19 protein-coding genes and 1 pseudogene are annotated in these 17,997 nt (G+C 57.3%); 8 read left to right on the top strand and 12 right to left on the bottom strand.

All coding sequences use genetic code 11. The annotated features are described in order from the left end of the window. Positions 1-893 precede the first annotated feature (893 nt). Positions 894-1,133, bottom strand: a pseudogene (locus tag ACPYOP_RS31420) (IS6 family transposase); the annotation flags it as partial. A gap of 346 nt (positions 1,134-1,479) precedes the next feature. On the opposite strand from ACPYOP_RS31420, the gene ACPYOP_RS31415 reads away from it, so the two are divergent. Further along, complete coding sequence (locus ACPYOP_RS31415) at positions 1,480-2,535, top strand: Fic family protein (RefSeq protein ID WP_481414134.1); 1,056 nt, start codon at positions 1,480-1,482, stop codon at positions 2,533-2,535. A 117-nt stretch (positions 2,536-2,652) separates the two neighbouring features. Then, entirely contained in the window at positions 2,653-3,336 is a 684-nt protein-coding gene (locus tag ACPYOP_RS31410) for an IS6 family transposase (RefSeq protein ID WP_481414133.1), read from the top strand. Positions 3,337-3,559: 223 nt separating this feature from the next. Here ACPYOP_RS31410 and ACPYOP_RS31405 read toward each other — a convergent pair whose 3' ends face one another. From ACPYOP_RS31405 to ACPYOP_RS31380, 6 genes are all read right to left on the bottom strand, one after another. Then, positions 3,560-4,036, bottom strand: coding sequence for a hypothetical protein (locus ACPYOP_RS31405; protein WP_481414132.1), 477 nt, complete (start codon positions 4,034-4,036; stop codon positions 3,560-3,562). Positions 4,037-4,708: 672 nt separating this feature from the next. Beyond that, positions 4,709-4,996 (bottom strand): hypothetical protein, encoded by a 288-nt coding sequence (locus tag ACPYOP_RS31400; RefSeq protein ID WP_481414131.1) that lies wholly within the window; start codon positions 4,994-4,996, stop codon positions 4,709-4,711. 22 nt (positions 4,997-5,018) lie between these two features. Then, positions 5,019-6,176, bottom strand: coding sequence for a site-specific integrase (locus ACPYOP_RS31395; protein WP_481414130.1), 1,158 nt, complete (start codon positions 6,174-6,176; stop codon positions 5,019-5,021). Then, positions 6,173-6,421 (bottom strand): type II toxin-antitoxin system Phd/YefM family antitoxin, encoded by a 249-nt coding sequence (locus ACPYOP_RS31390; RefSeq protein ID WP_481414129.1) that lies wholly within the window; start codon positions 6,419-6,421, stop codon positions 6,173-6,175. The genes ACPYOP_RS31395 and ACPYOP_RS31390 overlap by 4 nt, the downstream gene beginning before the upstream one ends. A gap of 12 nt (positions 6,422-6,433) precedes the next feature. Then, a complete protein-coding gene (locus ACPYOP_RS31385; RefSeq protein WP_481414128.1) occupies positions 6,434-6,811 on the bottom strand; it encodes a type II toxin-antitoxin system VapC family toxin in 378 nt (125 codons plus the stop codon). Further along, positions 6,808-7,098 (bottom strand): type II toxin-antitoxin system Phd/YefM family antitoxin, encoded by a 291-nt coding sequence (locus ACPYOP_RS31380; RefSeq protein WP_481414127.1) that lies wholly within the window; start codon positions 7,096-7,098, stop codon positions 6,808-6,810. Before ACPYOP_RS31380 ends, ACPYOP_RS31385 begins: the two co-directional genes overlap by 4 nt. Before the next feature lie 179 nt (positions 7,099-7,277). Between ACPYOP_RS31380 and ACPYOP_RS31375 the strand changes: the two genes are divergently transcribed. Next, a complete protein-coding gene (locus ACPYOP_RS31375; protein ID WP_481414126.1) occupies positions 7,278-8,417 on the top strand; it encodes an RHE_PE00001 family protein in 1,140 nt (379 codons plus the stop codon). A gap of 290 nt (positions 8,418-8,707) precedes the next feature. Further along, on the top strand, positions 8,708-9,529 hold the full coding sequence (locus ACPYOP_RS31370) for a hypothetical protein (protein WP_481414125.1): 822 nt from the start codon (positions 8,708-8,710) through the stop codon (positions 9,527-9,529). Between the two features lie 112 nt (positions 9,530-9,641). Here the strand turns inward: ACPYOP_RS31370 and ACPYOP_RS31365 are convergent, their stop codons facing one another. Further along, positions 9,642-10,133 (bottom strand): gamma-glutamylcyclotransferase family protein, encoded by a 492-nt coding sequence (locus ACPYOP_RS31365; protein WP_481414124.1) that lies wholly within the window; start codon positions 10,131-10,133, stop codon positions 9,642-9,644. Between the two features lie 160 nt (positions 10,134-10,293). On the opposite strand from ACPYOP_RS31365, the gene ACPYOP_RS31360 reads away from it, so the two are divergent. Continuing rightward, entirely contained in the window at positions 10,294-11,418 is a 1,125-nt protein-coding gene (locus tag ACPYOP_RS31360; protein ID WP_481414123.1) for an AAA family ATPase, read from the top strand. Between the two features lie 125 nt (positions 11,419-11,543). After that, entirely contained in the window at positions 11,544-13,640 is a 2,097-nt protein-coding gene (locus tag ACPYOP_RS31355; RefSeq protein WP_481414122.1) for a S8 family peptidase, read from the top strand. 6 nt (positions 13,641-13,646) lie between these two features. Here the strand turns inward: ACPYOP_RS31355 and ACPYOP_RS31350 are convergent, their stop codons facing one another. The 3 genes from ACPYOP_RS31350 to ACPYOP_RS31340 are packed head-to-tail and all read right to left on the bottom strand — an operon-like array spanning position 13,647 to position 16,137. Further along, on the bottom strand, positions 13,647-13,991 hold the full coding sequence (locus ACPYOP_RS31350) for a ubiquitination-like system serine protease family protein (protein ID WP_481414121.1): 345 nt from the start codon (positions 13,989-13,991) through the stop codon (positions 13,647-13,649). After that, entirely contained in the window at positions 13,988-15,388 is a 1,401-nt protein-coding gene (locus ACPYOP_RS31345) for a ThiF family adenylyltransferase (protein ID WP_481414120.1), read from the bottom strand. The genes ACPYOP_RS31350 and ACPYOP_RS31345 overlap by 4 nt, the downstream gene beginning before the upstream one ends. Next, positions 15,385-16,137 (bottom strand): multiubiquitin domain-containing protein, encoded by a 753-nt coding sequence (locus ACPYOP_RS31340; protein WP_481414119.1) that lies wholly within the window; start codon positions 16,135-16,137, stop codon positions 15,385-15,387. The genes ACPYOP_RS31345 and ACPYOP_RS31340 overlap by 4 nt, the downstream gene beginning before the upstream one ends. 229 nt (positions 16,138-16,366) lie before the next feature. Here ACPYOP_RS31340 and ACPYOP_RS31335 point away from each other — a divergent pair, with 229 nt between their 5' ends. Both ACPYOP_RS31335 and ACPYOP_RS31330 read left to right on the top strand, forming a co-directional pair. After that, entirely contained in the window at positions 16,367-16,711 is a 345-nt protein-coding gene (locus ACPYOP_RS31335) for a helix-turn-helix domain-containing protein (RefSeq protein ID WP_168879496.1), read from the top strand. A gap of 4 nt (positions 16,712-16,715) precedes the next feature. After that, on the top strand, positions 16,716-17,675 hold the full coding sequence (locus ACPYOP_RS31330) for an ImmA/IrrE family metallo-endopeptidase (protein WP_481414118.1): 960 nt from the start codon (positions 16,716-16,718) through the stop codon (positions 17,673-17,675). A 77-nt stretch (positions 17,676-17,752) separates the two neighbouring features. On the opposite strand, the gene ACPYOP_RS31325 is transcribed toward ACPYOP_RS31330, so the two are convergent. After that, positions 17,753-17,997: hypothetical protein (locus ACPYOP_RS31325; RefSeq protein WP_481414117.1), on the bottom strand; the 245-nt coding region annotated here is incomplete at its 5' end.

Below are 17,997 nucleotides of genomic sequence, written 5' to 3'. Positions count from 1 at the left end.
GTCTTGAACAACCCGACCCTACCGGAAAACACTGGTGACCACCGCTACCCTGCTACACCACTCCCTGGGACGTCATCCAAGGTAGAAGCTACGCCAAAAATCCACGGGGCTGTCGTTTGGCACTTAAACGGGTTCTTCCTCACTTTGTGTGGTTCAATCGGTGTTAGCGACGGCGTCGCAATGAGTCAGCCTCAAATGCAAGTCTAGGTCAAAGCGTTGTGAAACTGAACACCTCTGGCTGGTGAACGAATGTCAGCTTTGAGCTGCTGGTGAACGAATGTCAGCTTTCAACTTCTGCTCTTCGAAAGCCGCCAGTCTGCTACCTGCCCCAAATCAGTCATTCCAAGCAGGCAAAGCAGATGTCCGCTATTGAGATATTTCAGACGGATAACGACTGTAATAACAGGGTCGATGGTTCACCTACTTTCAAGAGCTTCGGCTATCCAATGGCAAGATCGATGGTTCAGTTCCAATTAAGTTGCTCTACCGTCGGTGAAGCCACGGCTCGAAGGTTCCAATCTACTGTGTCGTCATTCTCACAATTGCACTACAGCAGAGATTTGAACGCTGAGGAATTCAGGCTGATCGAGCCCCCTCGTCGTAGGGCAGCAAGGAGACATCTTCTTGCAGGCTATTTGCCCTGGTTCGTTGCTCCCCAGATGACATATCCCCCCGCTAGCGTATAGCCAGTGATACCGTACAGGCACACGGCCGTGTTCGACTTCGCGGCCTTTAGCGCCTGATCCACGCCTCGGATCGCCGTCGCTACGCGACTTTGACCTTCGCTGCCGAAAGACGTAGCGAACTCCGTTGCCCAGTTCTTGGCATCGTTCAGCAGGACGTCGCCCACCCCGAAGGGCACGCCGCCGGCCACTCCCACTTTCGCCGCGAGCGATATAGGTCTCGTCCATTCGCCAGGAACTGCTGGTTGCGGATTTCCGGCGCTGGGCCCGGCCGGCAATCAAGGGCGAATATTTCACAACCCATCTGTTCAGCGTCGCGTGGTCAACGACAACACCACGCTCAGCCATAATCTCTTCCAAATCACGATAGGAGACCGCATATCTGACGTAGAAAAACACCGCGTATAAGATCACGTCTTTCGGGTAGTGACTGCCTTTGAAATCGACCATGATCGGGGAACTCAACAATGCCTGCCCATCTTCAACCCAGATCTATGGCATGACCATACAGGTTGCAAATCCGCTGGAAAGTTTGCGACAGAACCCTTGCGTGCGCGAGGCAAGCGCAACGTCGAAGCCTTGTGGGACGCAGTCGGCAAAATCGTCCCGCTCTTCAAACCCAAAGAATGCGCCAACTACTTTACGTCGTGCGGATACGACCCCGAGTAAAGTGGACGCGCTCTAGCGCGCGATCAACTGACAGATCTGACAAACTATCTCGTAGAAATTGGATGGAAACGGATGGATAAATAGTGCATGAGAGTGTCTCATGAATTGGATGGGAATGGATGGGAAAATGGAATTTCTAAACACGGCGACCGTCCGGATCACGCCCGAAATCCTGTCGCTGATCGCCCAAATCGACGAATTCAAAGGTGCTTGGCGTGCGATCGGCCGGATCGCACCTGAGCGGCTGTCCAGCCTCCGGCGTGTCGCCACGATCGAAAGCGTCGGTTCCTCCACACGTATTGAAGGGGCACGCCTCACCGACCGAGAGGTCGAAAAGCTGCTGGCAAACATTCGCCTGGGGTCATTTACGACACGCGACGAGCAAGAGATTGCCGGCTATGCGGAGGTGATGGAGACCATCTTCAGTGCTTACGAAGCTATTTCGTTCACCGAGAATCATATCCGTCAGCTCCACCGCGACCTTCTTGCGCATTCGACAAAGGACGAGCGGCATCGCGGCGCCTACAAAACGCTCTCCAACAACGTAGAAGCGTTTAACGAACAGGGCGAGAGCCTCGGCGTCGTTTTCGAAACGGCATCGCCGTTCAATACGCCGCGTCGAATGCAAGAACTGATCGCTTGGCTGGATGAGCAAGAGCGAGAAAAGCGGCTCCACCCACTTTTGGTCGTCGCGATCTTCGTTGTCGTTTTCCTCGAAATCCATCCATTCCAGGACGGCAATGGCCGCCTATCGCGTATTCTGACCACCTTGCTGCTCCTGCGGGCCGGCTACGCTTACGTCCCCTACAGCTCGCTCGAAAGCATCATCGAGCAAAGCAAGGAGAGCTATTACATCTCGCTTCGGCGCACGCAGGGAACGATCCGCAGCGCAGAGCCCGACTGGAATCCCTGGATCGAGTTCTTTTTGAGAGCCCTGCATCGACAGAAGACCCGGCTTGAGAAGAAAATGGAGCGCGAGCGCATTATCCTCGCCGACATGCCGGAACTATCCGTCACATTGCTCGAGTTGGCGCGCGAGCACGGGCGGATTACAGTCGCGGAGGCTGCCCGGATCACCGATGCAAGCCGTCACACCATCAAGGATCATCTCAAGGCACTCGTGGATCAAGGGCACCTCATCTTGCACGGTGCCGGCCGCGGCGCCTGGTACGGTCTTTCCTGATGAATCGGATGTCAAGCCCATCGGTTCTGTCGCAAACTTTCCAGCGGATTTGCAACCTGTATGGTCATGCCATAGATCTGGGTTGAAGATGGGCAGGCATTGTTGAGTTCCCCGATCATGGTCGATTTCAAAGGCAGTCACTACCCGAAAGACGTGATCTTATACGCGGTGTTTTTCTACGTCAGATATGCGGTCTCCTATCGTGATTTGGAAGAGATTATGGCTGAGCGTGGTGTTGTCGTTGACCACGCGACGCTGAACAGATGGGTTGTGAAATATTCGCCCTTGATTGCCGGCCGGGCCCAGCGCCGGAAATCCGCAACCAGCAGTTCCTGGCGAATGGACGAGACCTATATCCAGGTCAAAGACAAATGGACCTATTTCTATCGCGCTGTCGATAAATTCGGCAAAACCCTTGATTTCATGCTGTCTGAACACCGCGATGAGGCTGCGGCCAGCGCCTTCTTCGCCCGCACAATCGAGAACAACGGCTGGCCTGAAAAGGTCGTCATCGACAAGAGCGGTGCGAACCTGGCAGGATTGCAAAACATTAACTGGCTCCTGCTGTTGCAGGGATGGTTCTGGCTGATCGAGATCCTGCAGGTCAAATACCTCAACAACATGCTCGAGCAAGACCACCGGTTTATTAAGAAGCTGACCCGTCCGATGAAAGGCTTCAAATCCTTTCAGTCTGCGTCAGCAACGCTGGGCGGCATCGAAGTGGCGCATATGATCCGCAAGCGGCAATTTCCAACGAGTGGCCAATCCGCATTTCAGCAATTCGCCGCGCTCGCAGCATAACAGTGTCCAGCGATAGCTGTTTCCGTACCCTTTCCAAAAGTTTGCGACAGAACCCGGAAAACTCCCACGTCCAGCCTAGCCATTTTCACTCGCCGCTTGCCGATATCATTGACCTCATTCGGATCCCGCGCCCGCCGCGAAAGCGTCCCTCACGGCCCGATAGTTCGAAACGCGCTCCCGCTTTCTGCGACATCGAAGAGATCTTCCGCAAAATAGCGGGGTCCTATTCCGGGCCTAAATGCGCGGCCATGGTCGAAATTACATCCGGAATCCCACCGGTGGGCGGCGCGTAGCTGGTAATCTTGACACTACAAGCAGGCCTGGTGTTGCTAATGATCGTCCAAAGGCCGCCCGCGGGTGTGTTGACTACACCGATCGTCCCACGGCCCGATTGGCTCATTGTCTTCATGCTTGGATCGACCATCGACATGATCCTTGAAGTGCGCTGGTAGTCGCCGACTTCGGGCAAGAAGAACACAACCGTAATTCGGCTGACATTGCCAGGCTGGGTCTGAACCGCACCTGCCGCCCCATCGGCTATATTCATCCAAACCGGAACAGCAATGGCGCAGACGCCCTTAGCGGCATGGAAACGCTTCCAACCTGCTGGAGGAGGGGAGGATACCTTCGCCGTCGTTACACAGCTGGAGAGAGTAGCTATGAGAGCAATACCGGTAATAAAGGGCAGGAGACGGCCCATTGCTAATTCCTAATGCGGTATGGGATACTCTGGCGCGGTCGGCGCCAAACGATCGTTGTTGCGAGCGTTCCACCCTGCCAACTCACAGATGCACACTTGCGCTGTGCTTTACTGGGTTTTCATCCACAAAATACGCGTACTACCTTGGATTTTGGATCAGTCACGGACTGGACTGCGGTGCCACTGTGGACAAAATTCAAACGCGTAGGCGTATCGGTAGCAACGCGTTCTTCACTTCCATAGTGTCGCGAATCTCCGGGTATTTTCAGCCCCGCGGTGGCAGAGGATGGGCCGCCTACATACTTTTGATAGCGGGAGGCACCGCAAGCATCAGAGGTCGGGCGCGCTACAGAGTTCGATGAGGACGAAGTTGCACAAGCGCTCAGAGAGAAAAGGGCCAAAAATACAGGCGCGGTCAGTAAAGGTTTCAAGGTTTCCCCTTTTCAGGCTGATGGCTATTCGGAACTCTGGCATGTCAGAGTTAGAATCTGATGTCATTAGGCTATCTATTGCCCCGAACGGTTGCAAGCCGACAATTTCCGGTGGCATCGCTATTGGAGCGGGCTGCCAATAGGATCCTTTCGGGGGCACAACCGCTGATCGTATCCAAAATCAGCGGCTAAGAACGCTAAAACCAGGGATCCTGACTGGATCTCCCCGGTCCGCTGGAGATCAATCTTCTAATCTCCAATTGGCGCTAGGAGGCTCAAGGCCACTCGCCTCAACAAATAGGATGTGCTCGCTTCCCTGTTCGTAGTGAATCAGGCCCGCTTCAGTCGTTTTGACCATAATTCCGGAAGACAGGGTGCCACCGCCTATCATCTCCACGTCGGGAATGTCCCACCCGGAATAGCCGGCCAGAAAGGCGCGATTGTCGAAATCGCAGACAACGATCCCCGCCATGCCATCCACCTTAACGTGATCGCCCACCATTATCGGCTGGCCGGTTGAATACCTCATCTGCTCATCCCGGTCTAATTTACTAGCTCACCAGTCTTGCCGCACGCCCGTTTTTCCGTTCGGCATTATTGTAATAGCTTGCCGCCTGCGGCACGGACTTGTGTAGGGATTGCTGCATCGCCTCCTGCAGGGAAACGCCGCGGTTGGCGGCTTCCGTCAGATAGCCGGACCGCAGCCCGTGCGCCGAAAACATCTCTGCATCCAAGCCAGCCAGCTTGCATCGGCTTTTCAGAATCAGATTGACCGATTGCGGCGTCAGCGCTCGCCGGTCGATGTTCCCCCACTGGTCGATCCGCCGGAAGAGCGGTCCGCTCTCGATCCTTGCTTCTTCAATCCAGCGCTTCAACGCGACAACCGGCCGGCCGATCAGAATGACATGCGCCTGATCTTCAGCCGTCGTCGTCTTCGTGCGGCCGAGATGAACGGTGAGACACGGCAGGAGAGGGGAGGCGGGGTTTCGTGGATCGGCATGGACCTGGTCTTCATCGACGAGATCCTCGACCCGCAGACCGGCAACTTCGGAGCGCCGGCGCCCGCCGGAGGCAAAGGCGGTGAGCAATAGGGCGCGATCGCGAAGATCGACCAGCCGCTCGCCGTCACAGGTGGAAAGCAGCTTTGCCAGGATTTCGCCGGTGACCGCCTCTTTGCTCTTGCGTCGCCTTGGCCGAGCGCTGGCCCGCACGGCAAGCCTGAGTGCGGATTTGAGGGAAGGGGCGGTAAACGAACCGCTCAAACCGCGCCAGCGCGTGAGGATCGACCAGGAGGTCAGCCGCCGGCGCACAGTATCGGGCGCGTGTGGGCCCTCGACACGCAGCAGGCCTTTGGCGCGCAATCCGACCTCGACGTCATCAGGCATGCCGTGGGAAGGATCCTCGGCGCGTTCGACTGGGTCCCAGAGATGATGGGCGACAAATTTCAGGAGCAGGCTCTCCGGCGCCGGCCAGGGGAGGGGAGAACCGGTCGCCAGATCGCACCAGGCCTCGAGATAACCGAGATCGGAGGCGAGCGCGCGCAGCGTGTTGGCACCCATGCCCTGCTTGGCCAGATGCTTGAGGGTGGCGACGTCGTCGTCCGTCAGCAGGGTGGCCAGCTGATCGCGGCGATCAAAGGGCAGGATGGCGTCGAGCGCATCGAGTTCCTCAGCGCGCCTTTCAACCGAAGTTGACGACGCACCGCTCATTTCGGTAGTCCGTTCTCGTCATAGAGATCGTCGTGGTTCGAAGTCTGATCACCGTTTGCCGGGCGACCCTCGGCCGCCAGCGTCAGGAAATCATCCATCGTGCTTTGACCCAGCTTCGGGATCGCCCTGAGAATAGCGATCGGCTGCCCGGCACGGCAGATGACGATCTCGTCATTGCGCCGGGCGAGATCCACCAGCTCTTCGAATCGTTCAGCCACTTCGGGAATATCCGCAAAAATCTTCATTGCTATTGCCCCTCACCAGACCCGTTCGTGCAGCACCGTGTCGAAAGCCACGTCCAGCGACAAGAAGGTGCAGTGCTCCAGCCGTGTCTGGGCGGCGAGAATGCGATCCCAGGGATCGCGATGATCCCAGTCGAAGCTTGCCGCCAGCTCGGCATGCAGATCGCTGATGGCGAGTGTCTGCAAACCGCTGGCGGTGACCGCGGCGCGCAATTCCTGCGGCTTCAGGTCGAGCTTTTTGAGGCGCATCTTGTTCTCGAGCTCGTAGAAGGAGACGGCGCTGACGAGGACGGTGTTGGCCTTGTCCTCGATCAGTGCCCGGGCCGTGCCGGACAGCCGGTCGCTGCCGATCGTCCACCAGTAGACGGCGTGGCTGTCGAGCAGCACCTTCATGGCTTGGGCTCGCGCTCGGCTGGTCCGCCCCGCCAGACACCGACATCGTCGTTGAAGTCGCCGGCGTCGATCGCCGCCTGCTCAGTGTCGATATCGTCGAATAGGTTGTCCGGCAGGCCACGCTGGCGCAGGAGGCCGAACGGGCGTTTGCCACCGTCGGCCGGACCGATACGCGCGTAGACTTCGTTGCCACGCATGATAACAATTTCCTCACCCTGGTTGGCTCGTTCGAGCACCTCGGCGAAATTCTTGCGCGCTTCGCTGATCTTGTAGCTGGTCTGGGGCATGGTGCGCTCCGATAGTGGCTTTTGAGGCTACTGTAGCAGCGTGAATGCTCACGTACAAGGCATTTGTACTTATCACTATCGATACTTGAACACTATCGATGGTTATAGCCCTAACCGCCAACGATACCACGTGAGGAACACTAACATTCAGATAGATTTCCTTTAGCAAATCATTTACCATGATTTCAATGGCTTACGATCTCGCGAAAATCAGCATGACTGCCCTGATGCGGCCGGCTTTCGAGGCCAGCGTCGCTCTCACGCGTCTCGACGAGCGCCTGGCCCGTTCACCGGTCGGCCAAGGATGGATCGAACGATCCCATTTTGCCGACGCCTGCGCTTCGCTGTGGATCGACGGCGAACTCGTCCATCTCGAAGACCTCGTCCTCCACGACGCCACGAAGGATATTCGCACACCGACCCATGAACTCACAATCGCCCGCGACGTCTTGCGCACCCGCCGGCGCATCGCCGCCCAACTCCCCGGCTGGGCACTTTCGGCCGATGGCCTCCGATCTCTCAGAAAAACCGCGGAGATCGCCTCGGCCGACACTGGCGAGGCGGCGACGGCCGATGCCAACCGGCGCGCGGTCGCGAACGATCCGGAAGGGGAGGGGAAAGACATCGACGAAGCTGAAGGACTTCCCGGCGTCGATTATGCCGCCATCGATGCGGTGCTCGCCCGGTCGAAAGCGGCGATCGAAAACGCAACACGGCCTAGCCGCGCCGGCGCGGCGGAAAAAGATCCGCTCGTTTACGATCTCGACTGGGACGAGGACGAGCGGCTGGAAGAATGGCGCGGCGTGTTGCGGCAGACGCAAGGCCTACCCGCAGCGCTGCAGGCGGTGGTCGCCCTCGATGCGTGGAATGAGCTTGCCGTCCTGCAGCACGCCCCGTGGCTCGGCCGGCTGTTTGCCGCCTCGATCCTGCGAGAAGCCGGTATCACCACCGGTACCCATCTCGCCGCCATCATTCTCGGCCTCAAAACCATTCCCGTCGACCGGCGCCGGCATCGCGACCGCGAAACCCGGCTGCTCGCCATCGCCCACGGATTTCTGGCGGCCGCCGAGCTCGGTCTGAAAGAGCATGACCGTCTGGCGCTCGCCCGCACGCTGTTCGAGCGAAAATTGGAGGGGCGACGGACGTCTTCGAAACTGCCGGAGCTCGTCGAGCTCGTCATGGCAAAGCCATTGGTGTCGGCGAGAATGGTGGCGAAGACGCTCGATGTGACGCCGCAGGCGGCGCGGCGGATCGTTTTGGAGCTGGGCTTGCGGGAGATGACCGGGAGGGGGAGGTTTCGGGCATGGGGAGTGATCTGATTCACCGCTGCGTATATTCGTCGGAGGTGGAGAACTCGTGAGATGTGAATACAAGCGGTCGCGCTTAGAACACTCGAAAAAATTCAGCGAGATGAGCAAATTGATACTCTTCCTCGCAACGCAAACAAGGCAGGTTGATCCGTGCCGGCTACGAGGTAGGGTGACAACCTGTGCACCGACGGTGCTATGATGATTTCCTCCCCGCCAATTGCTATGGATCATCGGAACGGAGGGGCGGACATATGGCAAAGACGGTTATCGGACTGCGGCAGGCGCACAGGATTGCCAACATGCCGGCTGACAAGCGCACGGCGTTCATCGCCGAAGGCCTGCCCATCTTGCTGGAAAGCGCACGCGGCCTTTATGTCGCGTCGCAGAAGGTCTCGGACATGCCCCGTGAGTCCAGTGTACTGAAGGGCCATGCGGAAGAGGAAGCGGCCAAGATCCTAATCCTCATGGACATCGTTCGCTGCCCCAAAAAGCGCATCGCCGGCAGGATCGGGACGTTGATGAGCTGGTACTACGACCATCTTTCGCGGCTTCTCTATGCAGAAGCTTGCCAATGGCGGCCGGTCGATCTGAAGGAATTGCGTAAGATCATCGACCGGCGGCGCGTGACGCACTACCTTGAAGGCGACATGGGCGAGTTCATCGCGCCGAACGATCTTATCTACCAGCGGGAAACCCGCCTCTATGCCGACATCGAAGGCCTTGATGACGGCACACTGCAGTGGGTCGCACCTGGTGGTTACACCAGCATGTTCGATTTCAAGCCGAGTGCGCTGATCGTCGCCGAGGCACTGTCCGCGGTTGGTGCCTTCAGCATCAACGGGATTAACGCCGTGTCCGCGGTCTGGGACGACATTGATTTTCAAGATGACACGAACTCCCATGAAAGCGACCGGCTCATTCAGGCCATGCTCGAACGGCTGATCGGAGAGAAGTTGGTGACGGAAGCCGCCAGTGACGACGATGTCGGTCAACTCTACGACCGCTGGCAAATGCCGCTCTACGCGCTGGACATGAAGTCCAAGGTGGTGGAGCGCTCGGCACTGGAGGAGGAGCAGGAACGCATGCTCTGGGCAGAGATGGGCGTCACCAACGAATATTGATCCTACCTGCTACGAAACACCGAACCCTACATTCCCGATCTCGGAAAGCGAACAGGGCGTGGCCGTTGATCTTTAGTTTAAACGGCTTTTCGCGTGGAATCGGGCATTAGATTTAAAGTTGAGGCGTGGAACTATCTGAATTTAAGGAGTCGTCGGGCAGTCTGGCGAGGTAAGTCCGATATACCTCCGGGAGACCGTGGTGGCTTGCGCCGTTCCGCAAGTGGCCCAGATAGGCGAGACTCGGCAGATGCAAGCCTTCCTGGGGCGATGCTAGGTAAGTATCGGCATCCATCCACTCTCCGTTCAGATTGATCGTGACGGTCAGGCGATTGTAGGCGTTCGCGGACGGTTCCCTGTCGCGACGATAGCCCTCATTGAGGTCGAGCGAGGCAAAATCTTTGTCGCTCAGCTCCCAAACCACTCCCCAAGTATCATGGCCAATCTGCGGAGTGACCGACGACACGCCGCAACCGCGGTTTTTCGATCGACGCGGAAAACATATGATGTGATCCGGCAGATAGGCGAGGCCGACGAGCTTCGCGTCGGGGCAACGCTCCATCATCTGATCCGGGTCCATATTGGATCCATAGGCGAAGTAGAGCATATTACCTCCTTCATGAAACGCTCCGACTAAGCCTATAGTCCATCATATAATTCATGAAATGCAATGGTTTATGGCTTAAGTGGAAGAAATTTATCATTCGTTATTGAATTCTCGTCCACTTTAGGTGAGACTGGATGCGAGCATACGAGGATTTCCACACATGACGACGGCAAAAGCGGATCTCGATTCCGACATCATCAGCCTTGCGCGCCTGGCTCTCGCCGGCCGAGCTCAGGATATCCAGATGTTGGTGCAACGCATTGCGCGCAAAACACGTACGGATAAGCCTGAGCTTTCTAGTTCGCTGACCGCTCTTCTTCGAGAAGCTCCCTCGAAAGAAACCCCGCTGCGTCGGATGGCAGAAGTCCCGATGCCGGTTGATTCCGATTCGCGCCTTCATCTTCTGAAGATTGAGGAGACTATCGAGCTCGATCATCCGCCAGTGCTAGCCACGGAGGTTTCCGTCGCGCTTGACCAGCTGATTGCGGAACGGGGTCGGCTTGAGGCACTCGACGCGGCAGGGCTTGATCCGACCAGAACCGCACTTTTCGTCGGTCCGCCCGGGGTAGGCAAGACCCTTGCCGCAAGATGGTTGGCAAAACGGCTCGGCAAGCCTCTGATGATCCTCGATCTTGCTGCGGTTATGAGCAGTTATCTCGGCCGTACCGGAGCAAATCTTCGTCAGGTACTGGACTATGCCAAGCGGGCGGACTGCGTTCTCCTGTTAGATGAGCTTGATGCAATTGCAAAGCGTCGGGACGACCGCGACGAGGTTGGCGAGCTCAAGCGGCTTGTGACCGTACTTTTGCAGCAGATCGATGACTGGCCGGCGACTGGGCTATTGCTTGCAGCCACCAATCATCCGGACTTGCTAGACCCAGCTGTTTGGCGACGCTTCGAGATGAAAGTTGAGTTTCCGATGCCAGAACGGCCGGCAATTCAGGAGCTCGTCAATGGCCTGCTTCAGCCCCATGATGAAAACGCCGATCACTGGGCGAACGTCCTTTCGATCGCACTTTACGGTCAATCATTCAGTGACATCAGGCAGTCTGTGGAACGTGCGCGTCGGGCAGCTGCGATTTCCGGAGATGCGCTGGAGACCCATTTGCAAGCCCTGATTTCACCCGATCAGCTCTCAAAGTCGGAACGCATCAATCTGGCGACGATGTTGGTTGATGGCGGCCTTTCCCAGCGGAGCGTGCAGAAGTTGACGGGCGTCGCCCGCGACACCGTACGTAGCCGTTCGCGGACTGAAGCTAGCCCGCGCAAACGAAAGGGTGCCTGATGGCGAGGCAGAATTTCCTCTTGGGAAAGGGCGAGCGCCTAGTATCTTCTGTTACAGGCGTCAGGGGTGGCTCGCCCAAGCAGCATCCTTACACGTTTTTTGAGTCCCGGTCGCGTCTGGCACCAATGCTGACCCGCGCCGTTTCTTTGGTCGACAGATTGCCAGCGGCGGCATGTCCCGATGACAAGGCAGTTTTGTCGGTAGTTCTCAATCCGGAATATATCGCAAAGTCGTTTTATCCGAAGGAGCTATTCCAGCAAGTCGGCGTCGAAGCGGTTGGGAGCCGTACGAGATCGATCACCCCGCAGAAGCGATCACTAGGACGGCCGGCAGAAGAGACTTTGACCACGGAAATCTTTGTGATGGGGCCAAGAGCGTCGCTGCGTAGCTGGAGCTCAGCTCTGCCGCAATGGAATAACGCGTCCGCCGCAACAAACGGGATTATCTCTATCGAGGAAATTGGTGCTCCTGACGCAGACGACAAGCTGAAAGGCCATCTGCCGGAAAAGGGGAGCGTGACGTTTGAAGCGGTCCTGCACACCGATGAACTTCTTGGCGAGCAGAAAATCGTTCACGCGTTTCGGAGATATCTTGCGGAGCTTGGAATCGACGCCCCAATGGACAACCGCTTTTACGCGGGTGGGCTTTGTTTTGTCGAGCTAACTGCGCCAAGTGAACGCGCCGAGGAGATTGCGACATTTACCGCAGTCCGCGCACTCCGGCAGATGCCAACCTTGAGAGTGCTCCGACCTACTATCCGGGCGGCCGCTACCCCTTCGCCTCAGATTCAATATCCATCTGAAGCACCAATGGATCCAGGAATCAAGGTCGCCATCTTTGATGGGGGTGTGCCAGACAATCATCCGGTGACGGCCTGGACTACGCCAATCGATACCACGGGCGTGGGCAGCTCGCATGAGGATCTTCGCCGTCACGGCGTGCATGTCACATCAGCGTTTCTGTTCGGCCATATCGACCCGACCAAGCCGCTTCCAAGACCTTACGCGCCGGTCGAGCATTACCGTGTTCTCGACACCGACCCGAGTCAGGATCCGGATGGGCTTTACGAGGTGCTCTACCGGATCGACCAGACGCTACTTGCTCGGCAATTCGATCTGGTCAACATCAGTCTCGGGCCGAATCTTCCTATTGAGGATGACGATGTTCACGCGTGGACCGCGGTGCTCGACGACCGCTTTGCAAGGAACGATACCTTGGCAACGATCGCGGTTGGAAATGACGGAGAGCGGGATGCGGCATTGGGGTTCAACAGGATACAGGTGCCGTCCGACTGTGTAAACGCGATGGCCGTTGGCGCCGCCGATAGCCCCGACGCTACTTGGGCACGGGCGCCATACAGTTCTGTCGGTCCTGGCCGAAGCCCAGGTCTCATCAAGCCTGATCTTGTCGATTTCGGCGGCTCGCTGCAGCGACCGTTCTTGGTTGCAAGCTCGGACGGAAGACCACAGCTCGAGGTGACCGGAGGAACTTCATTTGCCGCGCCGAGCCTGTTGAGGGTAGCCGCTGGCGTGAAGGCACACCTTGGCGCTAATGTCGACATGCTTGCGGTAAGAGCATTGCTCGTTCATACGGCGGAGGAAACATCGATTTCTGCTGAAGAAGTCGGTCGGGGTCGGGTCGCCCGAACGATGGACGACATTTTATTGTGCGACGATGACACCGTCCGCGTCATCTATCAGGGTACAATCTCAGCACGCAGCTACGTGAGGGCACCGATCCCGGTTCCGGTCGCTGAAATGGAGGGCAAGGTCCAGATAACGGCGACGATCTGCTATAAGACACTGACGGATCCCCACCACCCAGGTAACTACACACGGGCTGGCTTGGAAATTGCCTTCCGTCCGAAAGATACAAAGCGAAAAGAAGATAAGAAAATGCATGCGGATACGCAAAGCTTCTTCGGCAAAGCCCAGAAGGGCTTGACGGAGGGGGATCTCCGCCGGGACGCCTGGAAATGGGAGAACACGCTCCACGCCTCGGTCGGTTTTCTTGGAAAAAGTCTGCGCAACCCGGCCTTCGACATCCACTATAATGCCCGCCTCGAGAGCCGAGATTTCGAACCGGAAGACGAGCTACGTTACGCGCTGATTGTCAGCGTTAAGGCAAAGCGCGTTGCGGATCTCTACGATCAGATCGTTCGCCGGTATCAGACGCAGCTCGAACCGCTGCGTCCGGTCGTCGAAATTCCGATACGAAGATAGTCTGCATCAATCGCACCAGCGGATCTTTCCGTTGCGAATGAAGAAATGGGAGCGGCAACCAACCTGCCGCCACACAGAAGGATGGAGTGTGCCCGTTCCATCCTTTTCCACACTCGCGCGCCAGACAGCTTTTTCGTCGGGCACCAAGTTCATCTCGAGGACCGCGCCGCATCCGCACGGGCACATCATTGTCGCCTGCCAAGGCTCTGCGTCTTCATTTAAAATGTAGAGAGTCTTCGGGGCAACAAACCGAGGCATGCTGCCTTCGCGGACTACGCCACGGTAGGGGCGGCGTAGCAGTGCACGGAATGTCCCTGCGATATATTGAGCGGCATCTACGAACCACGTCATGAACGCGCCTCCGAAAGTTCCGGCAAGCCAAGAAGCGGCGAAATCCTGCCGTGGCCAAGCCAAGGACGCAGGAGTGCACAATCTTCCTGCTCTTCGTCTGCAGTCAGCCGCAATTGACCCAAGCTGAACTCTATCGAGCCGACATCGCTGTTCGGCATCTGCCGATAGGGGTGAATCCGTGCCAGAAAATCGTTTACCGCTAAGGCTGCCGCGAACATATTGATGCTGATCACCGCCGGTCGGCTCACGCTCAGGCCGCGGAAATACTTATCGCGAACCTGCTGTTCTTCAGCTTGCGGATCGGCCTCGGCCAGGCCTTCCTGCGCAACGGTGCGAAGCGAGATCACGTCACGCGAAATCAAGCTCGACCGTCCGGGGACGATGTAGTGGACAGTGCCGAAGATGTCGCGGATTCGCCCGGCCGTATCGCCATCACCAACCGCATCGAGCATGACGCCAACGTCGAAATACGGAATGATATGGTATGTAGAGACCAAATTCATCGCGAAGCGCCCGGTATGCGTGTCGACGCAACCGAAAATAACATCGCAGACCGAGAGCGCGTTGATCGCCGCCGGTGACATCAATGTCGACGGGACCTTGATGATCCGCGTGGGAAGCTCCGTTGCGATCGCTGCGGCTTCAGCCACATCCACCTTGAGCCGGCCGGCGCGGGCATCGCTGACGGTGCTATTCAAGATCCGGTTCAGATTGCGCTCCTCAAGGGTGTCCGGATCGATGATGACGATTTCGCCGAAGCCGAGGCGGATGAGCTGTTCAAGTAGAGGGCTGCCGGTGCCCGAAATACCGACAATGCCGGCGCGCAGTCTCGCGAGCGTCGCCGTGGTTCCATCCCCGAAGGCCTGGTCTTGAGATCGGGCGAACGGAGAATTGCGATTGTGAGCAGTTGCGGGAAAGAGCCCAATGTCAGGCCCTGCAACGCTGATCATGTCGAGCGACCGCATTTCATCGCCCTGCCAGAGATAGCGGCCAAAGAGCCGGCCGCATGGTTGCATGACAACGCTGCCGTGAGGAAGATCGGCGCCGATCCAGGAGCGGACCACCGGCAACAGCTCGCGGTCACCGACATCGTCAATTTCGGAGAACTGCGGGAAGTTGCCGGGGTGGCAATGAACCTTCACCACACTTAGCCCAAGCTCCTCGGCATGATCGAGATGTGGAATGATCAGGTCCGTCGGCCAAGAAATGCGGTCGTCGAGCCTTTTGCACTGGTCATGATCGAGCAAGACGACGTTGCGAACGGAGAGGCGGTAACGGTCTCCACAACCGCTTCCGCCGCAGAGCAGAAGGGCGGCGGCCTCAAGGCCGTCACCGGGGAAAAGATGATGACGCAGCACTTCGTGCTGGTCGACCGTCATGCTGAGGGTAACGTTCATCGGGAAGCCTCCTGCTCGAAAATTTCCTCGATGAGGAAGACGTGGGTTTCCAGGCAGTCGACGCCGGGCACCCACATGTTCGCGCCGGAGCGATGACGCGACCAACGCTGGAAGATCTTGCCCTCGATCGGCTGCTCGGCCTGCGTCTGTGGGATCTCGCGCCCGTCGATGCGGGACAGCTTGGGATAGACGTAGAGCATGTCGAGTGGGGTCATGGGATAACCCTGCTCGATGCGGATCGCGAGCGACACGCTCTCGTGGTCGAAGCAGGAGGGCACCGGGAAGTCATGAAGGATGGCCCATGTCGAGCCGTCCTTGACGATATCGAAGCGATGGCCGTAGGCCTCCAGGAAGGCCATATCGGCGTCCAGGAGCGGCGCATCGCGCCGCCCCTGAACTTCGCCGTCGGTCTGTTCCTTGCGAATAGCGCGGAACTTTTCTGTGCCCGGATGCCGGAGGTCCACCTTCTCGTCAAGCTCCGCCTTCTGCGGCTTATGGCCGGCGATCTTTACGCGGAGCGTGTAGTTCTCCGGCGGGGTCAGACCGGCTAGAACGAGCACCTCGCGGCCCGTGATATACGGCTTGTCCCAGACGAACGATTTATCGTTGATCTTGAAGCGGTAGCCTTTCGCCAAGGGCGGACGCTTGCCTTCCTTCGCGTAGGCTTCCAGTTCGATGATCTCATCAAGTATGTTTTCGAGAAGATCCTCGATCCGAGAGACCGGGTTTTCATTTCCGATGATGCGCATGTTACCCTCGTGGGTTTGTGGTTGGGCTGACCATCCCACCGCGGTCGGTCAGTGAATGCATCATCGTTCAAGCGTGCTAAGTTTGTCAAGCACAGAAATAGCATGCTTGATGAAAATAGCATTCGGCACGCATGCTTGACTTATCAAGCGTCAGAGGTAGAATGTCTTGCGCCGCGAAACCCACTGGCAGCGCTGGCGCCAGGAACGCTGTCATCGAAAGAGGAGAGTCGTGAAAGTCACCCTTGGAGAATATCTCGGGTCAATCCGCACAGATAGAAAGCTTACTCTTCGCGCCGTCGAAGAGGCGACAAATAAAGAAGTCTCAAATGCTTATCTAAGCCAGATTGAGAACGGTAAGATTCAGAAGCCGTCCCCAAACATCCTTTATGCCCTCGCGAACCTTTATGGCGTGGACTACGACAAACTGATGGAGTTAGCAGGTTATATAACGACGACGCGTACCGATGTTGAGCGCCACGGGAGGGCGGCGACTTTTGCTGAATTACACCTAACGCAAGCCGAAGAATCGGAACTGCTCAGATACCTTGGTTATTTGCGTTCGAAGAAGGATTGACCCTTTGAAGCCTGACGACAGTTCGCTCACGGCGAGTGAGTATGTAGCAATTCACCGCGCGGCGACGGACCTGTTGAACAAGGCAAGCGCATGGGACCGGCTACCCACGCCGGTCCCTGATCTGCTAGATGCCGCGAAGCTTCGCGTCGCGCCGATGAGCGCGTTCGATCCGCGTTCGCTCATGCGGCACGCTCGCGAATTCGGAGAGCGGGCGGCAAGCCTCATCAAATCGGCAATTGAGAAGGTGAGGGGCATCTTCGACGTTCAGGAAGATCTGATCCATGTCGATGACACGGTTGCCGAATCCAAGCAGAATTTCCTCAAGCTTCACGAAGCGGGTCACAAGCACATCCCACATCAATCCAAGCTTTTTCGCTGGATCCAGGATTGCGATAAGTCGCTGTCGCCCGATGCTTCCGATCAGTTTGAGCGCGAGGCCAACATTTTCGCGAGTGTCGTTCTGTTCCAGGATGGCCGATTTGCGGAAATGGCAGCGGATAGTGCGTTCAGCATAAAAGTGCCGCTTGCGTTGAGCAAAAAATTTGGCGCATCCGCTTACGCCTCGATGAGGGAATATGTCAGGCGAAGCGATCGAGCATGCGCCGTGATTGTCCTCAATCCCGTAGAGATATGCCCCGTTCTTGGGATGCGTTCCGAACTTCGACGCGTCGAACTCTCACCGCTTTTTCATAAGCGCTTTGGTGAGCTGAAGTTGCCTGATCATGTTGATCGGTTGAGCCCACTTGCGGAGTTTATTCCGCTTGGAGGCCGCCGCATGTCGCGTCCTGGAACCCTGCGACTTGAAGACAGGAACGGCGATGTCGTTGAATTCATCGCGGAGGGCTTTGCGACGCCTTTCAACAGCTTCATTCTCATCCACGCGGCAGCAGAGCTCAAGAAATCAATCGTCGTGCCTTTTCCTTCGAATGGGATCGGGCAAATTGTGACACAGCAAAAATTTTGAACGCTACGAGGGCGGCGCCCGCGTTCTTCTGACCTGGGTTTGTCTCCCGATGGGCAGGCTCGGCTTCTTAAAGGCGGCTATCCATCCGCTTTACAGAGGATGCTGGCGCCGAGAATGAGTTGATAGGTTCGATGGCTATGCACTACAGAGTCCCAGAATGGTCGGAGATACGGGCAAAGGGAGAGTCGCTCGCCGCCGAACACCCCAATGATAATTTCCTCAAAACCGTGCTTGAGGGTGCCTTTCGATGACGTCCCAGGGAGTGGTGTAGCAGGGTAGCGGTGGTCACCAGTGTTTTCCGGTAGGGTCGGGTTGTTCAAGA

It is taken from the genome of Rhizobium sp. KNZ2-6A, assembly GCF_056755475.1.
The sequence above is the reverse complement of the archived record's forward strand: the minus strand, read 5'-3'. Positions and strand labels throughout refer to the sequence as shown.